At 63.1% G+C, this 23,531-nt stretch carries 20 protein-coding genes and 1 tRNA gene; 10 read left to right on the top strand and 11 right to left on the bottom strand.

Going from position 1 to position 23,531, the window contains the following annotated elements; all coding sequences use genetic code 11:
* Window positions 1–18 precede the first annotated feature (18 nt).
* The 3 genes from F8A90_RS17150 to gmk form a co-directional block, all read right to left on the bottom strand.
* Window positions 19–2,184: a RelA/SpoT family protein gene (locus tag F8A90_RS17150; protein WP_200018162.1), complete on the bottom strand. Its 2,166-nt coding sequence runs from the start codon at window positions 2,182–2,184 to the stop codon at window positions 19–21.
* Between the two features lie 112 nt (window positions 2,185–2,296).
* Complete coding sequence (rpoZ, locus tag F8A90_RS17145) at window positions 2,297–2,548, bottom strand: DNA-directed RNA polymerase subunit omega (RefSeq protein ID WP_043331755.1); 252 nt, start codon at window positions 2,546–2,548, stop codon at window positions 2,297–2,299.
* A gap of 409 nt (window positions 2,549–2,957) precedes the next feature.
* Window positions 2,958–3,614, bottom strand: coding sequence for a guanylate kinase (gene gmk / locus F8A90_RS17140; RefSeq protein WP_200018159.1), 657 nt, complete (start codon window positions 3,612–3,614; stop codon window positions 2,958–2,960).
* A 574-nt stretch (window positions 3,615–4,188) separates the two neighbouring features.
* Here gmk and F8A90_RS17135 point away from each other — a divergent pair.
* A complete protein-coding gene (locus tag F8A90_RS17135; RefSeq protein WP_153636713.1) occupies window positions 4,189–5,376 on the top strand; it encodes an MFS transporter in 1,188 nt (395 codons plus the stop codon).
* Between the two features lie 220 nt (window positions 5,377–5,596).
* Here F8A90_RS17135 and F8A90_RS17130 read toward each other — a convergent pair whose 3' ends face one another.
* Entirely contained in the window at window positions 5,597–6,634 is a 1,038-nt protein-coding gene (locus F8A90_RS17130) for a GlxA family transcriptional regulator (protein ID WP_200018157.1), read from the bottom strand.
* Window positions 6,635–6,900: 266 nt separating this feature from the next.
* Here F8A90_RS17130 and F8A90_RS17125 point away from each other — a divergent pair, with 266 nt between their 5' ends.
* Both F8A90_RS17125 and F8A90_RS17120 read left to right on the top strand, forming a co-directional pair.
* The gene (locus F8A90_RS17125; protein ID WP_200018155.1) at window positions 6,901–8,556 is read left to right on the top strand and encodes a BCCT family transporter; all 1,656 of its coding nucleotides are present in this window, start codon (window positions 6,901–6,903) and stop codon (window positions 8,554–8,556) included.
* A gap of 261 nt (window positions 8,557–8,817) precedes the next feature.
* Entirely contained in the window at window positions 8,818–10,398 is a 1,581-nt protein-coding gene (locus F8A90_RS17120) for a BCCT family transporter (protein ID WP_200018153.1), read from the top strand.
* A gap of 96 nt (window positions 10,399–10,494) precedes the next feature.
* Here F8A90_RS17120 and F8A90_RS17115 read toward each other — a convergent pair whose 3' ends face one another.
* The 3 genes from F8A90_RS17115 to F8A90_RS17105 all read right to left on the bottom strand — a co-directional run bounded on the left by F8A90_RS17115 (window position 10,495) and on the right by F8A90_RS17105 (window position 12,768).
* Window positions 10,495–10,923 (bottom strand): organic hydroperoxide resistance protein, encoded by a 429-nt coding sequence (locus F8A90_RS17115; RefSeq protein ID WP_200018151.1) that lies wholly within the window; start codon window positions 10,921–10,923, stop codon window positions 10,495–10,497.
* Window positions 10,924–11,022: 99 nt separating this feature from the next.
* On the bottom strand, window positions 11,023–11,880 hold the full coding sequence (locus F8A90_RS17110) for a DUF3883 domain-containing protein (protein ID WP_200018149.1): 858 nt from the start codon (window positions 11,878–11,880) through the stop codon (window positions 11,023–11,025).
* 24 nt (window positions 11,881–11,904) lie between these two features.
* Window positions 11,905–12,768, bottom strand: a complete 864-nt coding sequence (locus tag F8A90_RS17105) for a YicC/YloC family endoribonuclease (protein ID WP_200018148.1) — start codon at window positions 12,766–12,768, stop codon at window positions 11,905–11,907.
* A 195-nt stretch (window positions 12,769–12,963) separates the two neighbouring features.
* Between F8A90_RS17105 and rph the strand changes: the two genes are divergently transcribed.
* Window positions 12,964–13,710, top strand: coding sequence for a ribonuclease PH (rph, locus tag F8A90_RS17100; protein WP_043331764.1), 747 nt, complete (start codon window positions 12,964–12,966; stop codon window positions 13,708–13,710).
* Between the two features lie 185 nt (window positions 13,711–13,895).
* Here rph and F8A90_RS17095 read toward each other — a convergent pair whose 3' ends face one another.
* Complete coding sequence (locus tag F8A90_RS17095; RefSeq protein ID WP_043331765.1) at window positions 13,896–14,663, bottom strand: exodeoxyribonuclease III; 768 nt, start codon at window positions 14,661–14,663, stop codon at window positions 13,896–13,898.
* An 86-nt stretch (window positions 14,664–14,749) separates the two neighbouring features.
* Between F8A90_RS17095 and pyrE the strand changes: the two genes are divergently transcribed.
* The 4 genes from pyrE to rep all read left to right on the top strand — a co-directional run bounded on the left by pyrE (window position 14,750) and on the right by rep (window position 18,808).
* Window positions 14,750–15,424 carry an orotate phosphoribosyltransferase gene (gene pyrE / locus F8A90_RS17090; RefSeq protein WP_107335804.1) on the top strand — a complete coding sequence of 225 codons (675 nt, stop codon included), beginning with the start codon at window positions 14,750–14,752 and terminating at the stop codon, window positions 15,422–15,424.
* Window positions 15,425–15,479: 55 nt separating this feature from the next.
* Window positions 15,480–16,040: a YfaZ family outer membrane protein gene (locus F8A90_RS17085; protein WP_192838994.1), complete on the top strand. Its 561-nt coding sequence runs from the start codon at window positions 15,480–15,482 to the stop codon at window positions 16,038–16,040.
* Window positions 16,041–16,197: 157 nt separating this feature from the next.
* Window positions 16,198–16,671: a tRNA (uridine(34)/cytosine(34)/5-carboxymethylaminomethyluridine(34)-2'-O)-methyltransferase TrmL gene (gene trmL, locus F8A90_RS17080; RefSeq protein ID WP_200018145.1), complete on the top strand. Its 474-nt coding sequence runs from the start codon at window positions 16,198–16,200 to the stop codon at window positions 16,669–16,671.
* 55 nt (window positions 16,672–16,726) lie between these two features.
* A complete protein-coding gene (rep, locus tag F8A90_RS17075; RefSeq protein ID WP_200018137.1) occupies window positions 16,727–18,808 on the top strand; it encodes a DNA helicase Rep in 2,082 nt (693 codons plus the stop codon).
* A 34-nt stretch (window positions 18,809–18,842) separates the two neighbouring features.
* On the opposite strand, the gene F8A90_RS17070 is transcribed toward rep, so the two are convergent.
* Entirely contained in the window at window positions 18,843–19,337 is a 495-nt protein-coding gene (locus F8A90_RS17070) for a c-type cytochrome (RefSeq protein WP_200018135.1), read from the bottom strand.
* A gap of 144 nt (window positions 19,338–19,481) precedes the next feature.
* Here F8A90_RS17070 and F8A90_RS17065 point away from each other — a divergent pair.
* Both F8A90_RS17065 and F8A90_RS17060 read left to right on the top strand, forming a co-directional pair.
* A tRNA-Arg gene (locus F8A90_RS17065) sits at window positions 19,482–19,558 on the top strand.
* Window positions 19,559–19,910: 352 nt separating this feature from the next.
* Window positions 19,911–21,425: a coniferyl aldehyde dehydrogenase gene (locus tag F8A90_RS17060; protein WP_233593373.1), complete on the top strand. Its 1,515-nt coding sequence runs from the start codon at window positions 19,911–19,913 to the stop codon at window positions 21,423–21,425.
* A gap of 6 nt (window positions 21,426–21,431) precedes the next feature.
* On the opposite strand, the gene rnk is transcribed toward F8A90_RS17060, so the two are convergent.
* Together rnk and F8A90_RS17050 are read right to left on the bottom strand one after the other, a co-directional pair.
* Window positions 21,432–21,845, bottom strand: a complete 414-nt coding sequence (rnk, locus tag F8A90_RS17055) for a nucleoside diphosphate kinase regulator (RefSeq protein ID WP_200018131.1) — start codon at window positions 21,843–21,845, stop codon at window positions 21,432–21,434.
* Window positions 21,846–22,083: 238 nt separating this feature from the next.
* On the bottom strand, window positions 22,084–22,974 hold the full coding sequence (locus F8A90_RS17050; protein ID WP_043331776.1) for a WYL domain-containing protein: 891 nt from the start codon (window positions 22,972–22,974) through the stop codon (window positions 22,084–22,086).
* Between the last annotated feature and the right edge of the window lie 557 nt (window positions 22,975–23,531).

Below are 23,531 nucleotides of genomic sequence, written 5' to 3'. Positions count from 1 at the left end.
CGCGGCCAGTACGGTAGATCAGCTGAGGACGCGGGTGATTCGCTCCACGTGCAACAGGTTGCGCATGCGCTTGATGATGCGCGCCAGATGAATGCGGTCACGCACGGCCAGCGTCAGATTGACGATGGCCAGATGGGCGTCGCGTTCCTCGATGCCGATGCGCTCGATATTGGCTTCGGCATCGGTGACAAGCTCGGCGAGTTCGGCGATCAGGCCGCGCTGGGTCTGTGCCTCGATACGCAGCGCCACCGTGAAGTCGCCTTCGACCTGATCGGCCCAGGTCAGCGGGAAGACGCGTTCCGGATCGCTGGCCAGTTCGGTGATGTTGCTGCATTCCTGGCGATGGACCACCAGGCCCTTGCCGGCCGACAGATGACCCATGATCGGCTCGCCGGGCAGCGGGTGACAGCAGCGCGCGTAGCTGGTGACCATGCTGTTGCCACCGCTGACCTGCATCGGGCTGTTGCCGCTGTTCTCCGCCTGGACGTTGCCGTCCTTGGCCGAGAACTTGGGCTGCTGAGTCATGGCGCTGGTCGTGTCGCTCAGAAGGCTCTGGGCCACGCTGTAGGCGGCGCGGGTGCCGAGCCCGATGGACTCGAGCAGATCATCACGCCCGCCTTCCAGTTCCAGCTCCGCAGCCAGCGTATCGAGACGCTTGGACGGCAGCTGCTCGAGGGAAGAATCCAGGCCGGCGAGCGCCTTGTTGAGCAGGCGCTGGCCCAGGGTCACGGATTCGCTGCGCTGCTGATGCTTGAGGTAATGACGCACGGCAGAGCGCGCCTTGGCCGTGGTGACGAAGTTGAGCCACGCCAGATTGGGCTTGGCGCCCGGCGCAGTGATGACTTCGACGGTCTGGCCACTCTCCAGCGGCGAGGACAGCGGCGCCAGATGACGATCGATGCGGCAGGCGATACAGCTGTTGCCGACATCGGTGTGCACCGCATAGGCAAAATCGACCGCCGTCGCGCCGCGCGGCAATTCCATGATGTCGCCCTTGGGGGTGAACACGTAGGTATCGTCGGGGAAGAGATCGTTCTTGACGTGCTCGATGAACTCGAGCGAGTTGCCGGCATGGCGCTGCATCTCGAGCAGACCCCGTACCCATTCGCGGGCACGCGCATGGCTGCCGGCGCCGATGGGACGGTCGGTCTGGCCGGCCTTGTAGAGCCAGTGCGCCGCGATGCCGTTGTTGGCCATCGCTTCCATCTCGCGGGTACGGATCTGTACCTCGATGGGCATGCCGTTCATGCCGAACAGCGTGGTGTGCAGACTCTGGTAGCCGTTGGCCTTGGGGATCGCGATGTAATCCTTGAAGCGACCCGGCACCGGCTTGTAGAGATTGTGCACCACGCCGAGGATGCGATAGCAGCTGTCCACGTCATCGGTGATGATGCGGAAGCCGAACACGTCCATCAATTCATTGAAGGGCTTCTGCTGGTCACGCATCTTGCGATAGATGGACAGCAGATGCTTCTGACGACCGATCACCGAGCCGGGCAGCTGATCGCGCTCCAGCGCGTTCTGCAGACTGGCCTGGATCTCGCGCATCAGGGTGCGACGATTGCCACGCGCGGCGGTGACGGCACGCTTGATGCGTTCGGAACGCATCGGGTGCAGCGCCTGGAAGGAGAGGTCTTCCAGCTCGACGCGAATGGTGTTGATACCGAGGCGGTTGGCGACGCGGGCGTAGATCTCGAGCGTCTCACGGGCGATGCGACGCTTCTTCTCTGGGCGCAGGGCGCCGAGGGTACGCATGTTGTGGAGACGGTCGGCCAGCTTGACGATGATGACGCGGATGTCCTGGGACATCGCCAGCACCATCTTCTGGAAGTTCTCGGCCTGGGCGACGGCCTTGTCCTCGAAGGTGATCTGGGTCAGCTTCGAGACGCCATCCACCAGCAGGGCGACGGGTTCGCCGAACTGGCCTGCCAGTGCCTCGAAGGTCACGCTGGTGTCTTCGATGACATCGTGCAGCATGGCGGCCATCAGGCTCTGATGGTCCATGTGCATGTTGGCGAGAATGTTCGCCACCGCCAGCGGGTGGGTCACATAGGGCTCACCGGAACGCCGGCGCTGGCCATCGTGGGCCTGCTCGGCGTAATAGAAGGCGCGCCTAACCTGACGGATCTCTTCCTCGGGAAGATAACCGCCCAGGCGGTCTGCCAGGTCATCGATCGTGAACATTCAGCGGCCTTGGCTCAGAGTGATTCCGGGCCCGCACCCCGTGCTCCGGCCGCGAGGGCGGGAGTGGCAGAGGTGCGGAAGCACACATGCAGTCGGCAGGTTGAGCGTGGGCTCAGTCTTCGATCTGCGGCATTACCGGCTTGCGCTGGATCGGAGCTTCGACCGGCTCGTTCAGGATGTCACGACCGACCAGACCGGCCGCCACTTCGCGCAGGGCGAGGACGGTGGGCTTGTCGTTTTCCCACGGCAGTTGGGCGTTGCGGCTGCCGCGTGACAGCTGACGGGCACGACGAGTGGAGATCATCACCAGCTGGAAGCGGTTGTCGACGTTCTCGAGGCAATCTTCTACGGTTACGCGAGCCATGGCGGTGCACCTATCAATAGCGGGATATTCGGGGTTCGCTGTCGGCGTGTAATCAGCGCAGAGTGCCGCGACCGCTAGGGGTCACTTACCCTGATCATCTGACAGTATCTCGCACACGACGCAAGCACAATGCCGCTGAGCCGGCCCGCCAGGGGCGAGACGGCTCAGCGGCCAATGATTCTGAAAGGGAATCGAGTCTACTCGACGCCGTCGTGACATGACAAGTCAGGCGCGATCAACTCCTTCGCCTGGCGCGTCTGTCGGCGGCGTACGCGACCACAGCGCGCATGATCAGGACGAAAGCCGGCAAGTCCTGCCCGACTGTCAGGCTGTCCGAACTGCTGTCAGAACGGCTGGCCGCGCGGCTGACTGAGCGTCTGACCGAGCAGCGGGATTCCCGCCGCCGTCATCAGTCGGCCAGCAGGGAGTCGAGCAGTGCCGCGTGGCGATGCTGCACGCGCGGCAGACGCGCACGCTGGGCATTGACGAGTCCGCACAGCTCGTCGAGGGCCTGCTCGAAGTCATCATTGATGACGATCAGGTCGTATTCGTCATAGTGGGACATCTCGCTGACCGCATCGCGCATGCGACGCGCGATCACGTCCTCGCCATCGGTACCGCGACCGGACAGACGCTCGAGCAGCGCTTCACGCGACGGCGGCAGGATGAAGATGGAGACGGCCTCCGGCACTTGGGTGCGCACTTGCTGGGCACCTTGCCAGTCGATCTCGAGGATGACGTCCTCGCCCTTGCTCAGGCGAGCTTCGACCGCCGGACGCGAGGTGCCATAGAAGTTGTCGAAGACCTGGGCGTGCTCGAAGAAGTCGCCCTGCTCGATCATGGTCTTGAAGTGATCGACATCCACGAAGTGGTAGTTGACGGCATCCTGCTCGCCCGGGCGCTGGCCGCGGGTGGTGTGCGAGACGGACACGCCGATACCGTCCATGCGCTCCAGCAGTGCCTTGACCAGGGTGGTCTTGCCGGCGCCGGACGGCGCGGAAATGATGTAGAGCGTGCCACGTGCGTTGCTGGCCGCCGAGGAAGATGCTGAAGAAGTCGAAGACATGGAAGTGATCCGCTTGCTGTCGCTGAATCGCGGCATTATCGCATAATCCACCCCGCTTGGGCTGCACGCGCGCATGACAGCCCCGTGATGCAATGTTGCAGCTCGGGCATCACAGTTGTCGTCGCGAAGTGGCTGGGTTGGCGTGGCGTTATCTGCAACAATGGTCGTATATTTAAGTTATCACTCAAGCGTCGGTCAGTTCTCGCGCCGGCCTTTGGGCTTGAAGGGACACACGGTTTGCCGCCGCCTCGCCATGCTGGCCTGAGCTCGCGCACTCCCGTGATTTCCATCGCGCCTCGCCACTTGCCAGACGCGTACATAAGTCGATAGAGCAGCGCCAGACGTGCCGCAGGCCTCCGCCAGAGAGGCCGCGCACGAGCGCATCACCCGTTACCTGTCCCGCGCGCCATTCATTCCCGCCTTCCGGCTGATGATGAATGGCGCGCGGTCTTTTGCCCTGCGTAGCGCCAGCCATGCGCGGGCAATGTCAGCCGTGGCCTGCCCCTGATTGTGGCGCCACGGCTGAGTACGGCCACGGGTGATACCCCCTTTTCAAGTTTCAGGAGACCCGGACATGTCTGCCTCCCCCGTTGCGCGCCATCCGCGCATCGCCGAACTGGCGCTGGCGCTCGGTGCCTTTGCCATCGGCACGACCGAATTCGTGATCATGGGTCTGATGCCCAACATCGCGGCGGACTTCAATGTGTCATCCCAACAGGTCGGCTACGCCATCAGTGCCTATGCGATGGGCGTGGTGGTCGGCGCGCCCCTGATCTCGGCGCTGGGTGCACGCCTGCCGCGTCGCGGGCTGCTGATCGGTCTGATGCTGCTGTTCGCGGTCAGCAACGTGGCCAGCCTGCTCGCACCGTCGCTGACCAGCTTTGCCGCGCTGCGCTTCATCGCCGGCCTGCCACATGGTGTCTATCTGGGCGTCGCGGCCCTGGTGGCGGCGGATGCTGCCCCCGCCGGCGAGCGCGGGCGGGCCGTCGGCCGCGTGATGATGGGCCTGACGGTGGCGATTCTGATCGGGGCGCCAGCGGCGACCTGGTTCGGTAGCCTGTTCGGTTGGCATTCCGCCTTCCTCGTCGTCGGCCTGCTGGCGCTGGCCACGGCGCTGCTGGTGCGTGGCTTCGTGCCCTATCAGGCCGGCAATCAGGACGCGACCCCGCTGACTGAGCTGGCAGCGCTGATCAAGCCGCGGGTGCTCTATACCCTCGGTATCGCCTGCATCGGTTTCGGCGGCATGTTCAGTGTCTACAGCTATGCGGTGGAGACGCTCAATGTCCAGGCCGGGCTGTCCCAGAATCTGGTGCCGATGGTGCTGGCCGTCTTCGGGGTGGGTACCATCATCGGCAACCTGATCGGTAGCCGTGCCGCGGACATCGACCTGATGCGCACCATTCCTGCCGTGCTGATCTGGAGCGCGCTGGTGCAGGGCGGCTTCTACTTCGCCGCCGATGGTGTCTGGAGCGGTATCCTGTTCGTCGGGCTGGTCGGTACCGGCATCGGTCTGGCACCGGCGCTGCAGATGCGCCTGATGGATGTGGCGGAAGACGCCCAGACCATGGCAGCGACGCTCAATCATGCGGCCTTCAACATCGCCAATGCACTGGGCGCCTGGTGTGGTGGCATGGCCTTCGCCTATGGTCCGTCGCATTCCTCCATCGGCCTGGTCGGGGTTGCGATGGCCATCGCGGGCTTGATCGTCTTCCTGCTCGGACAGCGGCATGAGCGCCGCGAGCTGCAGACGGCTTCTGCCTGATGTGGGCCTGAAGCGAGGTTGTGAACGCGAGGCCAGACAAGTGAGATAAGAAAGCCCCGTGAGCACAAGCCGCAACGCAAGACGCCGCCCTTCGGGGCGGCGTCTTGCGTTTCCGTGGCGGAACGTCCGTGGCGGCATGTCTGTGGAGGACAGTCTGTAGTGGGCCGTTTGTTCAGGGCCGTCTGAGAAGCGGCGCCGGCAAGTCAGCGGCGGGGTACCGTCAGCGCTGCTGACGTGCGCGCGTCGGCGACATGCCGAAGTAATCGCGGAAGCAATGGCTGAAGTGGGTAGTGCTGACGAAACCACAGGCCACGGTGACCTCGGTGATGCTGGCGTTGCCCTGTGTCAGCAGCTGGCGTGCACGGGTCAGGCGCAGCTCCAGATAGTAGCGCGAGGGCGTGGTATCCAGATGGCGGGTGAACAGGCGCTCGATCTGGCGGCGTGACAGCGTCACGCAATGCGAGATCTCACTCATGCTCAAAGGCTCCTCGAGATTGTTGCTCATCAGCTCGAGAATGGTGCGCAGCGCCTCCGGGTGCTGGCTGTCCGGCGCGGGCAGCGTCTGGTCCGGGTGCCAGGGGCTGGGCGTCGCGGGGCGCTCGCAGGCGAGGATTTCCTCGACACTGCGCGCCAGGTCATCGCCGTGACGCTGGCGCATGGCTTCCAGCATCATGTTCAGAGCGCTTCCGGCATTGGTGCAGCTGAAGCGTGCCGCTTCCACCACCAGCGGGGCACGTGACAGCTCCAGCTGGGGGAATGACTCGCTGAACAGCGCCGCATTCTCGGGATGGATGGTGCAGCGATGGCCCGCCATCACGCCGGCGGCCGCCAGGAAGTAGCTGCCGTTCCACAGACTGCCGAGGCGACAGCCCTGGTGGTCGGCTCGGCGCAAGACCTCGCTCAGCAAGGAAATCTCGTCCAGCTGCACCCGGTAGCCGCCGCACACGATGATCATGTCGATCTGCGCCTGCCCCAGCGACTCGAGCCCGGCGCTGGCCATGATGTCGATGCCCAGATCACTGCGTACGCTGCCCGCCGTCACCCCGAAGGTGTGAATGCGATAGAAGGGAACGTCTCTAAGCAGATTGGCCGTGACCAGCACATCGAGGGCGCTGGTGAAGGCGGGCATCGAGAAATGCTCCAACAGAATGAAGGCGACATTGAGCGGTGCGCTCTGGGTACAGGTCACGTCCTTGAGCAGATGCTGATTGCGACGCTTCATCGCGGGGGTGAAGTCGCGGCGGCGGGGCGAGGTCATGGCTTGCGTTCGTTGCAGGGGCCGCGAGCGGCAGTGGATCGAAGGCGACCGGCAGGGTGGGCCACCGTGAGACTCCATCCTCGCAGCTGCGCGATCCCGCGGCGAGCCTCACGCTGGTGGTTACGGGGTGGCAGGCATGTAATGAGGCTGTTGGCTTGATGATACGTCGCGTTACATGGGTGTAAAAACAATCACTTGTGGCATATTCGGCGCTTTCCCACCTGTTAGACTGCCCCGTCACTCAGATCATGCCCCGAGGCTGACTAATGACGGATACCACCCGGACTGCCTTGTCCGGCTCCGCAACCCAAGCAGCTCCCCTTTCCGATCACGCCGCATCTGTTGCTGATCACACCGCATCCTCTTCTGATAAAGCAGCTTCACTTCCTGATTCCGAACTTACCGCGCTCAACAGCTCCCGCAGTCTGGATTGGCCGGTCTTCCTCCTCAGTGGAGGCGTGATGGCGCTGTTCGTCGCCGCCGCGCTCATCGACCTGGACGGCGTGTCGGCCCTGATCAATCATGCCTTCGACTTCTCGACCACCTACTTCGGTGCCTATTGGCAGGGCTTGATGATCGTGACCTTCCTCGTCGCCGTCGGCATGACCTTCGGGCGCACGGGGCGCGTGGTACTGGGCGGGTTGGCGACGCCTGACATCTCCACACCGCGCTGGATGGCGACCATTCTGTGTACCCTGCTGGCCGGTGGTGGTGTGTTCTGGGCCGCCGCAGAGCCCATCGCGCACTTCGCCTCGCCGCCGCCCGTCTTCGGGCCGGATGCGCCGGTCGGCAATCTCGATGCGGCCTACAATGCGCTGGCGCAGAGCTTCATGCACTGGGGCTTTCTTGGCTGGGCAGTGCTGGGCAGCCTGACGGGTGTCGTCTTCATGCACCTGCACTATGAGAAGGGCCTGCCGCTCAAGCCGCGCACCTTGCTCTATCCGTTGCTCGGCGAGCGTGTGATGCATGGGCCGATCGGCGCGCTGGTCGATGCCTGCTGCGTACTGGCCGTCATCGCGGGCACCGTGGGGCCGGTGGGTTTCCTGGGTATCCAGGTCAGTTATGGGCTCAATGCGCTGTTCGGCATTCCCGATACCTACGCGACGCAACTGGTGCTGCTGGCCATCCTGACTCTCGTCTACACCCTTTCTGCCGTCAGTGGCGTGATGCGCGGCATCCAGTTCCTGAGCAGTGCCAATGTGCTGATCGGCGGGGCGATGCTGTTCTTCATCGTGCTCTTCGGGCCGACCGAATTCCTGCTCAAGGCCTTCCCGCTGGGCATGGTCGACTACCTGGACAACATCGTGCCGATGGCGGTCTTCCGCGGCGACAGTGGCTGGCTGGATAGCTGGACGCTGTTCTTCTGGGGCTGGTTCATCGGCTTCGGCCCGCTGATGGCGATGTTGGTCGCGCGTATCTCACGGGGACGTACGCTGCGTCAGATGGTGCTGCTGATCACCATCCTGTCGCCGCTCGCGACCTGTGTCTGGTTCACCATTCTTGGCGGCAGCGGCCTGGCCTTCGAACTGGCGAATCCGGGCAGTGTCTCGGGGCCGTTCACCGGCTTCAACCTGTCGGCGGCCTTGATCGCCATCACCCAGCAGCTACCGTTCGGCTTCATCATGTCGGTGCTGTTCCTGATCCTCTCGGCGCTGTTCGTGGCCACGACCGGGGATTCGATGACCTACGCCATCTCGATGGTGATGAGCGGACACGACAATCCGCCACGCAGCGTGCGTGTGTTCTGGAGCCTGATCATGGGTGTCGTGGCAGCCATCCTGATCTCGATGGGCAATGGCGGCATCAATGCGCTGCAATCCTTCATCGTGGTGACCGCGGTGCCTGTCTCGCTGGTGCTGTTGCCCAGCCTGTGGAATGCCCCACGTATCGCGCGGCAGATGGCGCGTGAGCAAGGGCTGTAACTGGCTGTGCCTGGACTTGAAAAAGGCCGCCCACTCGGGCGGCCTTTTCGTGTCGCCATGCACGGATCAGTCTGACATGGCCCAAAGAGGGCAGCCGAGGGAGGTCATGAGTTGTTATCACCGATGCCCGGATGTAAAACGGCTGTAGGCTTGGTGATACGTCGCGTTACATAGGTGTAAAAACAACGTCTTGTGTCATAGTTCAGCGTTTTACGGCTGATACACTGCACCGTCACTCAGATCATGCCCAGAGGCTGACTAATGACGGATTCTTCCCGGACTGTTTCGTCCGGCTCCGCCACACCGGTAAATCCCCCCGCTGAACCCGCCCACACCCCGCAAGGTATCGACTGGCCCGTCTTCATCATCAGTGGTGGCGTATTGGCATTGTTCGCCATCGCCGCACTGGTGGATCTCGAGGCTGTCTCCGCGCTCATCCAGAGTGCCTTCGGTGTCTCGACCCAATACTTCGGTGCCTATTGGCAAGCGCTGATGCTGGCGACCTTCGTCATCGCCATCGTGCTGACCATCGGCCGTACCGGGCGGGTGCGCATGGGCGGACTGGCGGCGCCGGATATCTCGACGCTGCGCTGGATGGCCATCATCCTGTGCACGTTGCTGGCTGGGGGTGGTGTCTTCTGGGCAGCGGCAGAGCCGATCGCTCACTTCACCTCACCGCCGCCGGTGTTCGGCGCGGACGCCCCGACGGGCAATGCCGATGCCGCCTACAACGCGCTGGCGCAGAGCTTCATGCACTGGGGCTTTCTGGCCTGGGCGATGCTCGGCAGCCTGACCGGCATCATCTTCATGTACCTGCACTACGAGAAGGGCCTGCCGCTCAAACCGCGCACGCTGCTCTATCCGCTGTTCGGCGACCGCGTCATGCGTGGCCCCATCGGTGCACTGGTCGATGCCTGTTGCGTGCTGGCAGTGGTGGCTGGAACCGTCGGCCCCATCGGCTTCCTCGGTCTGCAGGTCAGCTATGGGCTCAATGCGCTGTTCGGCATTCCCGATACCTACGCGACCCAGCTCACGCTGCTGCTCGTGCTGACCGTCATCTACACCCTATCCGCCGTCAGCGGCGTGACCCGTGGTATCCAGTTCCTGAGCAGCACCAACGTCCTGCTCGGCGGCGCGCTGTTGCTGTTCATCCTGATCATGGGCCCGACCGGCTTCCTGCTCGAAGCCTTCCCGCAGGGCCTGGTGCGCTACGTCGGTGATTTCGTCGCCATGTCCACCTTCCGGGCTGACGATGGCTGGCTGAATGGCTGGACGCTGTTCTTCTGGGGCTGGTTCATCGGCTATGGTCCGCTGATGGCGATGTTCGTCGCGCGTATCTCGCGTGGCCGCACCCTGCGTCAGATGGTGCTGTTGATCGCGGTCATTTCGCCACTGGTCACCTGCCTGTGGTTCACCATCATCGGTGGCAGTGGACTGGCGTTCGAGCTGAGCAATCCGGGCAGCGTCTCTGGCCCGTTCACCGGCTTCAACCTGCCGGCAGCACTGATCGCCATCACCCAGCAGCTGCCGTTCGGCTTCACCATCTCGGTGTTGTTCCTGGTGCTGACCACGCTGTTCGTCGCCACGACCGGGGATTCGATGACCTACGCGGTCTCGATGGTGATGAGCGGCCATGACAACCCGCCGCGCGGCGTGCGCGTGTTCTGGAGCCTGATGATGGGCGTGGTCGCGGCGCTGCTGATCTCGATGGGCGATGGCGGCATCAACGCGCTGCAATCCTTCATCGTCGTCACCGCCGTGCCAGTGTCGCTGATTCTGCTGCCCAGCCTGTGGAACGCTCCGCTGATTGCCCGCCGCATGGCGCGCGAGCAGGGCGTCTGATCGGCTCGCACGCTCAAGCGCAATGAGCGCGTCGCACCATCAAAAACGCCGCCCCGAGGGGCGGCGTTTTCGTGTCTGGCTATCAGTCGTCAGTGATCAGACGCTGACGTTCAGCGTCACATCGATGTTGCCACGCGTCGCGTTGGAGTAAGGGCACACCTGGTGCGCCTTCTCGACCAGTGCATCCGCCTCGGACTTGTCCATGCCCGGCAGGCTGATATCCAGCGCCACCTCGATACCGAAACCGGCCGGAATCTGGCCGATACCGACCTTGCCGGTGATCTCCAGGCCTTCCGGCAACTTCACGCCATCAGTGCTGGCCACGTGCTTCATGGCACCGATGAAGCAGGCAGAATACCCCGCCGCGAACAGCTGCTCCGGGTTGGTACCTTCACCGCCACCACCGCCCAGCTCCTTCGGTGTGCTCAGGGTGACATCCAGCGCACCATCGGAAGAACGCGACTTGCCCTCACGACCCCCAGTGGTAGTGGCTTCTGCACGGTACAGCACTTGTTCGATAGACATGCCTGACTCCTTGAGCGGAAAAGCCCTCAGTCGAGGGATGCAGACAAGATTGTGGCTGTGGGGCTGAGTTTCAATTGCTAGGACACGGGAGCCAGCCATTCACAGTAGATGTGCGCGATAGCTTTGCGGATTGAGCGTCAATTGCGGGTAAAGATCCCCCCTCAAGCAGTACATGTTGGGTTGGGTTAAGAAGCTAAAGATGCGGAAAAGATGGTAGTGCTCAGGATTGGCTTGCGAGCATTTGAGTTCATTTGGCGTGATGAAAAAAGCGCACTCTTTGGCGAATGCCGTCGTCTTCACCTCGATCCAGCGCTCTCGTCCATCCGCATCAAAAGACAGGACGTCATAGCCCAATCCATCGCCCTGGGTTTCCGCCACATGCTCGACCTTCTCGGCCAGCGATGTGTGGCCTTCTTTTCTGAGGCGCATCTTTTCAAAGGCCACCACAAAGCGCTCGCCAGCACTCCCTAGAGCATGGTTGCGGGCTTCTCGCGCCAAGTAGTCGCGCTTAACCGGCGTGGGCGTCACGTAACGCTGTTTGGATTCCTGCACGCTGGTCTGAGGTGTTTTAGACTCCGGCGGTGTGACAATAATGGAAGTATCTTTTGGGGCCGGCGCATCAATGACTGGCCGGTCTGCTGCATTGCGTGCTGCCTGATCGAATAGCTCAGTACGAAGTAGGTGGCGCTCAACAACATCGACCAGCATGCCCTGATAATTGCTCATCGGCTTGTAGCCATTGATATAGGGGCAGTCAGCATCTCGTAGTACGGCACTGATGTTTTGATGCTTAAATTCGATAGAAGCCTTTGAGCGATTATTTAATTTCTCGGCAAGCTCACGATTGTGGTCTGTTTTCACGTAATGCTGGCCACACAGTTCTGCAACCAGCATCTTCTTGTACGTTTCGACAATCGCTGTGACTTCTTCACCACTCCATGGTTCGGGTCTGCTCATCCGGCTAACTCCTTTGGCGGGATATCACTCGATATTCTGAATCTGCTCACGCATCTGTTCGATCAGCACCTTGAGCTCGACGGCGCAGCGCGTGGTGTCGGCGACGACGGATTTGGAGGAGAGGGTGTTGGCTTCGCGGTTGAGTTCCTGCATCAGGAAGTCGAGGCGGCGGCCAATGGGGCCTTTCTGGGTGAGCTGACGACGGACTTCGCCGACGTGGGTGTCGAGGCGGTCGAGCTCTTCGTCGACGTCGGCCTTCTGGGCCATCAGGGTCAGTTCGGCTTCCAGGCGTTGCGGGTCGAGGGTGGCGCGGACTTCTTCGAGGCGGGCGAGCAGGGTTTCGCGCTGACGGGCGAGGATGTCCGGCATCAGGCGGCGGACTTCGGCGACGTGGGTGTCGACGCCATCGAGGCGTGCGCTGATCAGCTCGGCGAGGCGTTCGCCTTCGCGGGCGCGGCCTTCGATGTGCTCGTCCAGTGCGCGCTTGAACAGGCGGAGGGCATCGGCCTTGATACGCTCCTGATCGGCGCCTTCGCGCACCAGCACACCGGGGTAGTCGAGCAGGGCGAGGCGTGAGGGCTGAGGGGCGTCCGGGCAGTGCTGGCCGACTTCGGCGAGCACGCGGCTGAGTTCGCCCAGGCGTCTGGCATCGACGGCGAGGCTGTCGGCACCGGCTTCGGCGTCAAAGCGCAGCGAGAGTTCGACCTTGCCGCGATTGAGGCGTTTGCGCAGGCCTTCGCGGAAGGCGCTTTCCAGTTCGCGCAGGCTGTCGGGCAGGCGGAAGTGCGGTTCGAGATAGCGCTGATTGACCGAGCGCAGCTCCAGCGTCAGGGTGCCGTAGTCGGCTTCGTAGGTCTGGCGGCTGAAGGCGGTCATGCTGTGGACCATGACATGCTCCTTGTCGGTTGGCTGTCGAGAGAGAGGCGGCGCAAGAGCGACCGCGCTGATAGCCTGAAGTGTACGCGTGCCGCTCTTGAGCGCCCAGTGATCAGGGGCAGGACCGGCCCGCGCGGCGCGAAGGTCGTCGCCCGTGGCTGCGGCGTGTAGACTCTGGCCTCCCGAATACTGCAACAAGGAATCCCCATGAGCGAAGCCAACGTGACCCGTCCCAGTGGCCGTACCCCGGAGCAGCCGCGCGAGATCCGCCTGACCCGTGAGTTCACTCGTCACGCCGAGGGTTCGGTGCTGGTGGAGTTCGGGGAGACCCGCGTGCTGTGCACCGCCTCTGTCGTGGCGGGCGTGCCGCGCTGGCTGCGCGGTTCCGGCAAGGGCTGGCTGACCGCCGAGTACGGCATGCTGCCGCGGGCGACCCATACCCGTAATGATCGTGAAGCGGCGCGTGGCAAGCAGGGTGGCCGCACGGTGGAGATCCAGCGGCTGATCGGCCGTGCACTGCGCGCCGCGGTGGACCTCAAGAAGCTGGGCGAATACACCATCACCATCGATTGCGATGTGCTGCAGGCCGATGGCGGCACGCGTACCGCGGCGATCACCGGTGGCTGTGTGGCGCTGGTCGACGCGCTGCAGGGCCTGCAGCGTGAGCGCAAGATCAAGACCGACCCGCTGGTGAGTCTGGTCAGCGCCGTGTCGGTCGGCATCTACAAGGGCGTGCCGGTCACCGATCTCGACTATCCGGAAGACAGCAAGGCCGATACTGACATGAATGTCGTGATGGCCGAAGGCAAGGGGCTGATCGAGGTGCAGGGCACCGCAGAAGGCGCGGCCTTCGATCGTGCCGAGCTCAATGCCCTGCTGGATCTCGCCGAGCGTACCGGTGAGCAGCTATTCGCCGCGCAGCGCGCCGCACTCGGCATGCCGGCCGACGCCTGAGCCCTGCGGCACGGCCGCTGTGTCATGAGTGCCATGTCATGAGCGCTGCGTCATGAGCGCTTGACGCCAGACAGAAAACGCCCCCACCGCTTGCGCGATGGGGGCGTTTTCGTCAGTGCCCGAAGGCACATCATGCGACTGGCAGGGTGGCCCGAGGCCGAACGCTCAAGGGGTGACAGCGTGCATCACAGCTCGAGGTCGTACTCGACGATGACCGGTGCGAACTCGCTGAAGGTGGCATCGGTGTCGATCCAGGCGTCCTTGATATGACGACGCAGGTTCGGGTCGATGACCTGATAGTCGAGGCGCCAGCCTTCCTGACGGGCGCGCGGCTGGTCACTGTCCAGCGCTGGCCACCAGGAGTACTGGTCGGCATCGCGATTGACTTCGCGGAAGGCGTCGATGAAGCCGATCGGGCCGAAGACCTGATCCATCCATGCACGCTCTTCCGGCTTGAAGCCCGGGGTCATCTGATTGTCGGACCAGTTGGCGAGGTCGACAGTCTTGTGGGCCACATGCCAGGTGCCGCAGATCATGTAATCACGACGCTTGCGGCGCAGCTTGCTGAGGTATTCCTGGTACTGCTCCATGAAGGCGCCCTTGGCAGCCGGATCACTGCCGTCAGGCATCAGGAAAGAGCAGATGCTGAAGCGGTCGTAATCGGCCTGCAGGTAGCGGCCTTCGTTATCGCACTGCTCGAAGCCCAGTCCATACATGATGGCCTTGGGAATCTGGCGGCAATAGAGGCCAACCCCTGAGAAGCCGTCTTTTTCGGCGTCCAGGAAGTAGCCTTCGTACCCTTCCGGGTAGAGGATGCTGTCGTCGAGCTCGAAGCTCTTGGCCTTGAGGTTCTGGATGCAGACGACGTCGGCGTCCTGACTGGCAAGCCAGTCGAGGAAGCCGCGGCTGACCGCTTCTCGAATACCATTGACGTTAACTGTAGCGATTTTCATACGTGGTCCCTGGTTCGTCGCGCCTGTATGATACCCGAGCTTTAGACGATTTGGTAAATGGCTAACGAATTCAAAGGTGATATCGGATGCAGGACTACCAGCGGGAGTTCATTGAGTTTGCCATCGAGCAGGACGTGCTGCGGTTTGGCGAGTTTACGCTCAAGTCCGGGCGGGTGAGCCCCTACTTCTTCAATGCTGGTCTATTCCGCTCCGGACAGGCCCTGGCACGTCTGGGACGCTTTTACGCGCGTGCCATCGTCGAATCAGGCCTGGAAGCCGATGTGCTGTTCGGCCCGGCGTACAAGGGTATCCCGCTGGGCGCCGTGACGGCCGTGGCGCTGGCGGATCATCATGATCGTGACATGCCGTTTACCTTCAATCGCAAGGAAGCCAAGACCCACGGTGAAGGGGGCTCGTTGGTCGGCGCGCCCCTCGAAGGCCGCGTGATGATCATCGATGATGTCATCACCGCCGGCACCGCCATCGGCGAAGTGATGGAGATCATCCACGCCGAGAGTGCCAAGGCTGCGGGCGTCGTGATCGCACTGGACCGTCAGGAGCGCGCTCCCGATGGTCAGGGAGGCCTGAAGGCGAACAGCGCCATTCAGGAAGTGGAGGCACGTTTCTCCATGCCCGTGGTCAGTATCGTGACGCTCGACCAGGTGCTCGAATATCTGGAACAATACGCACAGCAGGAACTGTCTGGGCATGCGGTCGCGATTCGCGACTACCGTGCGCAATACGGTCTCCAGGGCGCCTGAGAGCGTTCATGACCCGCGCAGCATTACCTTCCCAGTCACGTACAGAGGTGCATACATGACAGCTCACCGTAACATTCTCGGCCTTTCGGCAGCCATCCTCGCGGCCAGTCTGTCCGCCCCGGCCATGGCCGGCAACGCTGACCTCAACCTGAATACTGAAGCCGTTCAGGGCGAAATCAATGGCGAGATCAGCAATGGCGTCCAGCTCGGCGGCGGTATCCTGTCCAGCGATGACCACGACGACGTCACTGCCGGCCACGTCCAGCTGCTGGGCACCGAGCGCACCAGCGAATACGACGTGGGCCTCGGCGCACGCTGGAGCCAGTACGACACCGACCACGGTGACGGCGGCGGTCTGGGCCTCGGCGGCTACGGCTACTACTACCTGCCGGGCGCACCGCGCGTCTCGCTGGGTGGCTACGGCTACGTGACCCCGGACGTCGCGACCAGCAACGACCTCGAGCACAGCTATGAATACGGCCTGCGCGCACGGTATCAGGTCATCGACAACGTCGAAGGCTATGTCGGCTACCGCAAGGTGAAGGCCGACTTCGAGAACCGTGACGAACGCACGCTGGATTCCGGCCCGCTGGTCGGCATGCGTCTGCAGTTCTGAGCATGGTTCTCGGCAACGCGTGCTCCGCGTGAGCCACGCATTGCGGTAAGATGGCGGGCCCTTCGGGGCCCGCTTTGCGTTGTCATGGCCAGGTGAGCATGCCAGGTGAGCATCGCCGGCCAGCCCCCTGTTGTCGCCTTCTGCCGCGAGTCTGCTCATGCTCGATATCGTGCTCTATCAGCCCGAGATTCCGCCCAATACCGGCAATATCATCCGGCTGTGTGCCAATACCGGTTACCGCCTGCATCTGATCGAGCCGTTGGGGTTCGAGCTGGATGACAAGCGCCTGCGCCGCGCCGGTCTCGATTATCATGAGTGGGCGCGTGTGCAGCGTCATGCCAGCCTCGATGACTTCGTCGCAACCGTGAAGCCTGCACGCATCTTCGCGCTTTCGACGCGTGGCCGCACCGCGCCGCATGAGGCCAGTTTCCAGGCCGGTGATGCGCTGGTGTTCGGCCCCGAGACACGCGGTCTGCCACAGGCGATGCTCGACAGTCTGCCCCGCGAGCAGGTGTTGCGCCTGCCAATGCTGGCCGACAGCCGCAGCATGAACCTGTCGAATGCCGTCGCCGTGGTCGCCTATGAAAGCTGGCGTCAGCTGGATTTCGCCGGCGCCGTGCAGCTCGATTGATCTGACGCATAGCGTTTGAGATGACCCACTTCCCCTCGCCCAGCAGGACACCGTGATGACCGAGATCCGTGATCGCCTCGCCAAGCTCAACCCCCGCCAGCAGGAAGCCGTGCGCGCCATCGATGGCCCCTGTCTGGTACTGGCCGGTGCCGGATCAGGCAAGACCAGCGTGATCACGACCAAGATCGCCTATCTGGTGCAGGAATGCGGCATGAAGGCACGCAACATCGCCGCCGTGACCTTCACCAACAAGGCGGCGCGCGAGATGAAGGAGCGTGTCGGCAAGATGCTCAAGGGTCGCGAGGGCCACGGGCTGATCGTCTCGACCTTCCACACCCTCGGCCTGACCATCATCCGCGGCGAGCTGAAGACGCTGGGCTACAAGCCGGGCTTCTCGCTGTTCGACACCGATGACGCCAAGGTGTTGATCAAGGAGCTGATGCACAAGGAAGCCGACACCGACGCCGAGCAGATCAACGCGGTGCAGAGTCAGATCTCCACCTGGAAGAATGATCTGATCCTGCCCGGGGCGGCGCTGTCGCATGCCGAGGATGAAGACGCCCAGTACGCCGCGGTGATCTACGAGGCCTACAACCGGCACCTCAAGGCCTACAACGCGGTCGACTTCGATGACCTGATCCTGCTGCCCGTGGTGCTGTTCCGTGATCACCCCGAGGTGCTGGCGCGCTGGCAGCGGCGCATCCACTACATGCTGGTCGATGAGTATCAGGACACCAACATCAGCCAGTACCTGCTGGTGAAGATGCTGATGCAGGAGCGCCAGACCTTCACGGTGGTGGGCGATGATGACCAGTCGATCTACGCCTGGCGCGGCGCGCGCCCCGAGAATCTCGTCACTCTCGGCGAGGACTTCCCGCGCCTGAACCTGATCAAGCTGGAGCAGAACTATCGCTCCACCGGCATCATCCTGCGCGCGGCGAACACCCTGATCGCCAACAACCCTCACGTCTACGACAAGACACTGTGGTCGCAGATGGGCGATGGCGACCCGATCCGCATCATCATGAATCGCAACGAAGAGGCCGAGGCCGAGCGCGTGGCGGGCGAGATCCTCACGCGGCGCATCAAGGAAGGCGCCGAATGGCGTGACTTCGCGGTGCTCTATCGCGGCAACTTCCAGGCGCGCCTGCTGGAACTGAAGCTGCAGCACTACCAGATCCCCTACAAGCTCTCCGGCGGCACCTCCTTCTTCGGGCGCAACGAGATCAAGGACGCGATGGCCTACCTGCGTCTGCTGATCAATCCGGCGGACGACAACGCCTTCCTGCGTATCGTCAACGTGCCGCGGCGGGAAGTCGGGCCGGGCACGCTGGAGAAGCTGGCCAACTACGCCACCGGGCGTGGTGTATCGCTCTACGCCGCCTGCAGCGAGATGGGCCTGCGCGAGCAGCTCAGCGAGCGTGCGCTGGAACGCCTCGGCCGCTTCACCCATACGCTGGACCGCGTGCGCCGCGAGATGGATGCCGGCCAGTCGATCAGCGCCATCCGTGAGCTGTTCCGCGAGGTGGATTACGAAGGCTGGCTGTACCAGAACGCCAGTGCGCCCAAGATCGCCGAGCGGCGCATGGCCAACGTCTGGATTCTGGTCGATCAGCTCGAGAAGTCGATCAGCGGCAATCCGCAGGAAGAGGTGGAGGAGCTGGAAGGCAGCGAGGCGATGATCGGCGATACCGAGACTGGCGATGTCGCGGCGGCCATCTCACGTCTGGTGTTGCGCGACATTCTCGAGCAGCAGGCCGAGGAAGATGACTCGGACCGCGTGCAGCTGCTGACGCTGCATGCCTCCAAGGGCCTGGAGTTTCCGCATGTCTACGTGCTGGGGCTGGAGGAAGACCTGCTGCCGCACCGCAACTCCATCGAGATGGACACGGTGGAGGAGGAGCGCCGCCTCGCCTACGTGGGCATCACCCGTGCTCGGCGCACGCTGGTGCTGACACTGGCGCGCCAGCGCAAGACCTACGGCGAGATGATGGACTGCGTGCCGAGCCGTTTCCTGGACGAGCTGCCGCCGGAAGACCTCGAGTGGGAAGGGCGGGCCGACAAGCCGCAGGATCAGGAGAAGAAGGTCGCCCGCGGGCGAGATGCCATCGCGGGTCTGCGCTCCCTGTTGGGCTAGCGTTCATCGCTGGGCTAGCGCTGTTCAGCGAGACTCAGCGTACCGAGTCGACCAGGTAGTCCACGGCGGCTTTGACTTCATCGTCCGACAGGCCCGGATTGCCGCCCTTGGCCGGCATGGCATTGAAGCCTTCGATGGCGTGGGTGTAGAGCGTCTCGTCGCCCTTGGCGAGGCGGCCTTCCCAGTCGCTGGCCTCGCCCAGACGCGGGGCACCGGCGGCGCCAGTGGTGTGACAGGCCATGCAGATACCACCGTAGACCTTCTCGCCGTCTATCGCGCTGGCGGCATTGGCTTGCCCGCCAGCGCCGCTCTCCGCCGGCTGCGAGCTCGCTGCTGAGCCATCACCGGCGCAGGCATCACCTTTTACGCATAGCTCGCCCACCGGCTTGAGTCGCTCGGCAATCGCCTCGCGGGAGTTGTCTGCGGACTGTGCGGACGCGCTGACTAGCACGCTGAACAGCATCGCGCTCAATGAAAGTGACAGGGAAGAGCGCTTGTGGGGAAAAGCGGCTGGCCGGCGAGCTTGCATGGCGTGCACCTTTTGGGGCTGTGTACCGAGCCAGTATAGCGCTCGCCGGAGGCGCAGCAACCGCGTGGCTGGCGGGATATCTCGACATCGTAGAATCAAGACGTTACCATAAGCGCGCCTCGGTTCACTGCAACCTTGGCATGCGCGCCCATAGCTCAGCTGGATAGAGTACTGCCCTCCGAAGGCAGGGGTCGCAGGTTCAAATCCTGCTGGGCGCGCCAACGAATTTCCGTCACCGGCGCCATTGCCGGTCGACACCCGAAAAGCCCTCGTACCTCACGGTGCGGGGGCTTTTTGCATTGCGGCGCGCGGCAGCGGCACAGGCGACTTTCTTTGACGCCATCAAACGAGTGTTCTAAAACGGGATGAGCCACGCTGGCGATTCTTCTCGCGCCGGCCGCTGTCGCTTGGCACGCCATACTCGTGGCTGTCTGCCTTCGCTGCTGGCTTCGCCGGCCCTCACTGGATGTCCTCATGACGCCTGCTTCCCCTGTAGACCCCCGTGCTGTTGACGACCTGCCTGCCACCTCAGGCGCCGCGACTGCCTCATCAGACCACGAGGGAGAGGCCGAGATGGCTCGCATGCGTGAGTTGCTGGATGCTCAGCGAGCAGCCTTCGCCCACGCGCCGATGCCCAGCGCCAACGAGCGCCTGGCCTGGCTGACCTCACTGCGTGATGCGCTCAAGTCACACGAGGAGGCCTTGATCACGGCGATCAGCGCCGATTTCGGCCACCGCAGCGCCCATGAGACGCGTCTGGCCGAACTGGTACCGAGCTATGAAGGCATTCGTCATGCACGCCGTCATCTGAAGGGCTGGATGAAGCCCTCGAAGCGTCATGTCAGCGCCGCCTTCCAGCCGGCCTCTGCGCGTGTCGTCTATCAGCCGCTGGGCGTGGTCGGCATCATCGTGCCCTGGAACTATCCTCTCTATCTGGCGATCGGCCCCTTGATCAGCGCACTGAGTGCCGGCAATCGGGTGATGATCAAGATGAGCGAGTTCACCCCCGAGACCGCCGAGGCGCTGCGTGTGATGCTGCTCGATGCCTTCGATGAGGTGCAGGTGGCCGTCGTGACGGGTGAGGCCGATGTGGCGGCGGCCTTCTCGGCCTTGCCCTTCGACCACCTGCTGTTCACCGGCAGCACGGCGGTCGGCAAGCATGTGATGCGTGCCGCGGCGGACAACCTGACCCCCGTGACGCTGGAACTGGGTGGCAAGTCGCCGGTGATCATGTCGCGTGAGCTGATGGCGGATGAGGCGCAGCGTCGTGAAGCGGCGGGGCGGCTGGCCTTCGGCAAGGGCATGAACGCCGGCCAGACCTGCGTCGCGCCGGACTACGTGCTGTGCAGTGACGACCAGGTCCCGCTGCTGGTCACGGCGCTGGGCGAGGCCTTCCAGCGCTTCTATCCTCGCTTCTGCGAGACGCAGGACTATTCGCGCATCATCAATCAGCGTCAGTACCAGCGCTTGCGAGAGGTGCTCGAGGACGCCCTGGCGAAGGGCGCGACGCTCAGGCCTCTGGTCGACAGCCCCGACTGGAATGACCCGGCGCTGGTCGAGAAGCGTCTGATGCCGCCGCTGGCGTTGCTCGATGTGACCGATGAGATGCGCGTGATGCAGGAGGAAATCTTCGGCCCGCTGCTGCCGATCGTCGGCCTGGCGGTCGCGGGGGCAGCGGATGAGGCGGATAGCGAGACGAGCGAGAAGGGCAAGTTGCTGGATGCAGCGGCGGATGCGCTATCCGTCGCGATGGCCTATGTGAACGCCCGGCCCCGGCCACTGGCACTGTATTACTTCGGCCACGACAAGCACGAACAGCAGCGTGTCACCGAAGGCACGCATGCGGGCGGAATGTGCCTGAACGACACCCTGCTGCATGTGGCGCAGGATGACATGCCGTTCGGCGGCATCGGGCCGTCCGGAATGGGCCATTATCATGGCAAGGAAGGTTTCCAGACACTCAGCAAGGCCAAGGGAATCTTCGCCAAGGGTCGCATGAATGGCGCGCGGCTGATGTACCCGCCCTATGCGGACGGACCGACAGCGCGCGCCATCCATGGTCTGATTCGCCGTCTGCTGATGCGCTAGGCGCTGTCAGCGGTGCAGGTCGCCGGCACTTTCCGGCTGGTAATGCAGCGCCTCGATACGTACCTCATGCAGGCTGCCATCCGGCAGCCGCCACTCGATGAGACTGCCGACCTTGAGGCCGAGCAGGGCAGCTCCCAGTGGCGCCAGCACCGACAGGCCATCCTGCTGGCCGGGCAATGCATGCGGATAGACCAGCGTGCGCACCAGAGTCTGCTGGCGGGTCAGGTCCGTGAACTCCACGCGGCTGTTCATGCTGACGATATCGGCGGGCACCTCGTGAGGCTCGACGACCTCGGCGCGCTCCAGCTCGTCCTCAAGCTGTTCTGCCACCTGACGGTCGGTGGCGGCAACGCGATCAATCAGGCGCTCGAGGCGTTCGGCGTCCAGGCGATTGATGATGATCGAGGGAAGTGTGGCCATGAGACCTCCTGTCAGTCGTGGTGTCAGCCCCTTGCGAGCAAGGCCTTGCTGGACACCAAAAAAACAGTCCTCCGCCGGGAAGGGCGAAGGACTGTGTGCAGAAGTCATCATATAAACTTCGCTCGACGATGGATAGCCCATTCAGGCAACTTGTGGTCAGTGCGAGGGCATTGACTGGACAGGGGGTGGGCACTGGAAGAGCCGGGAGAGAGCAGGGGGAGGCCCACTCACTCCCGCGTCAGGCGCTGGAGCTGACGAACAGCCAGTCAGTGATCTCGTCGCGATTGAGCACGACCAGCTGCTGGGCGCGCGGAGACTCTTCCAGATGGTCCGGATTGATGCCCAGCTCGCGCAGGACGTATTGCACCAGAGCGCCGCGTGTCGGCAGGTGCAGCTCGCCATCCACCATGCCGTGGTCCTGTTCAATCAGGCCGCGTTCGGCGGGTGTCAGGCGCGGGTCGGCGCCCAGCTTCAAGGTGACTCGCGTCTCCCAGCCTTCATCACATTCGCGCTGGCTGCCCTCGAGGGCTTCACCGAATAGCTCCGGCACCGCGCGGAATCGAGACAGCACGAAGTCGCGAAAAGCCCGGTTCTTCTCGCAGAAAGCGCGCACATGCCAGCGGCCAGCGGCGTAGACCAGCGTATGCGGACACAGGATGCGTTCCTCCCCCTGGGGAGAGTTGAGAGAGGCGTAGGTCACCTCGAGACGCGCGCCCTGACTGGCGGCTTCGATCAAGGCTCTGACCACCGGCGGGCTGGCGCTGCGTGACGGCAGGCGCAGGGCCTCGGTGTTTGCCTGACCTAGCCCCAACCCGGTGAAATGCGGATTCAGATTGTCGTGATTGCCCAGCAATTGCAGGTATTCATCGACTTCGCCCCGCGTCAGCATGGGGCAGAAATTTGCCGACGGACGGTAGCCCTTGATGACGGGGTCATACTCGAGATTGTTCTCGGCGACCGTCTCGCGGTAGGTCTTCATGACGCGCGAGGCTTGCTGTCTGGCGATACCGAAGGCGTTGCCCAGATGACGCGAAGTGACTCGCCCCTCCCACAAGGCGATGATCTCGATCAGGCGGTAACGCGCCAGCGTGTCCCATGGCAGGACTTCGAGGCGTTGCTTGATGCTCATTGCTGAATCCTTTCAAACGGGTCTTCTGGAGCGTATTCGTGACGCATTGCACACACCTGGCTTGGCAATGGCGACACATGGCGAGTGCTCACGAGGATCGGTAAGAGGACCCTGCTCCGGGTGGCGTGTGGCGAACAAGTCTTCGTTAACTGCAGGATATGCATAAAGAAAGCTCCGGCAGAAGATACCTGCTCCGTTGCGTTGACCCTAGTGACTGCGCATCGACGTCTCGTTTTTGCGTCGTTCAAACGCGACGCATCATTAGAATTCGACGATTTATCCTCGCTCGGTGTCGTGTGATTGCGCGCTATCAACGGATCAAGACATTAGGTTGCGCAGGGGCGTTGGCCGCGAGTGGCATGCTCTGGATGAAGACGCTTTATGCGCAACACGAATATGCGTCATATAACTCTCATTTAAGTGTTAGAGATGCCTCAGGCCAAGGTATCGCGCAAAGTTCCCTTATTCTGCGAGCCCTAATAGCGACGCACTTCCTGCAATGACATGCATAAGTATTAGAGAGATGGTCATGCTGCCCTTTGCGGCAACAGCGAAAA

Origin of the sequence: Cobetia sp. cqz5-12, from assembly GCF_016495405.1 — a bacterium.
GTDB lineage: Bacteria > Pseudomonadota > Gammaproteobacteria > Pseudomonadales > Halomonadaceae > Cobetia.
The sequence above is the reverse complement of the archived record's forward strand: the minus strand, read 5'-3'. Positions and strand labels throughout refer to the sequence as shown.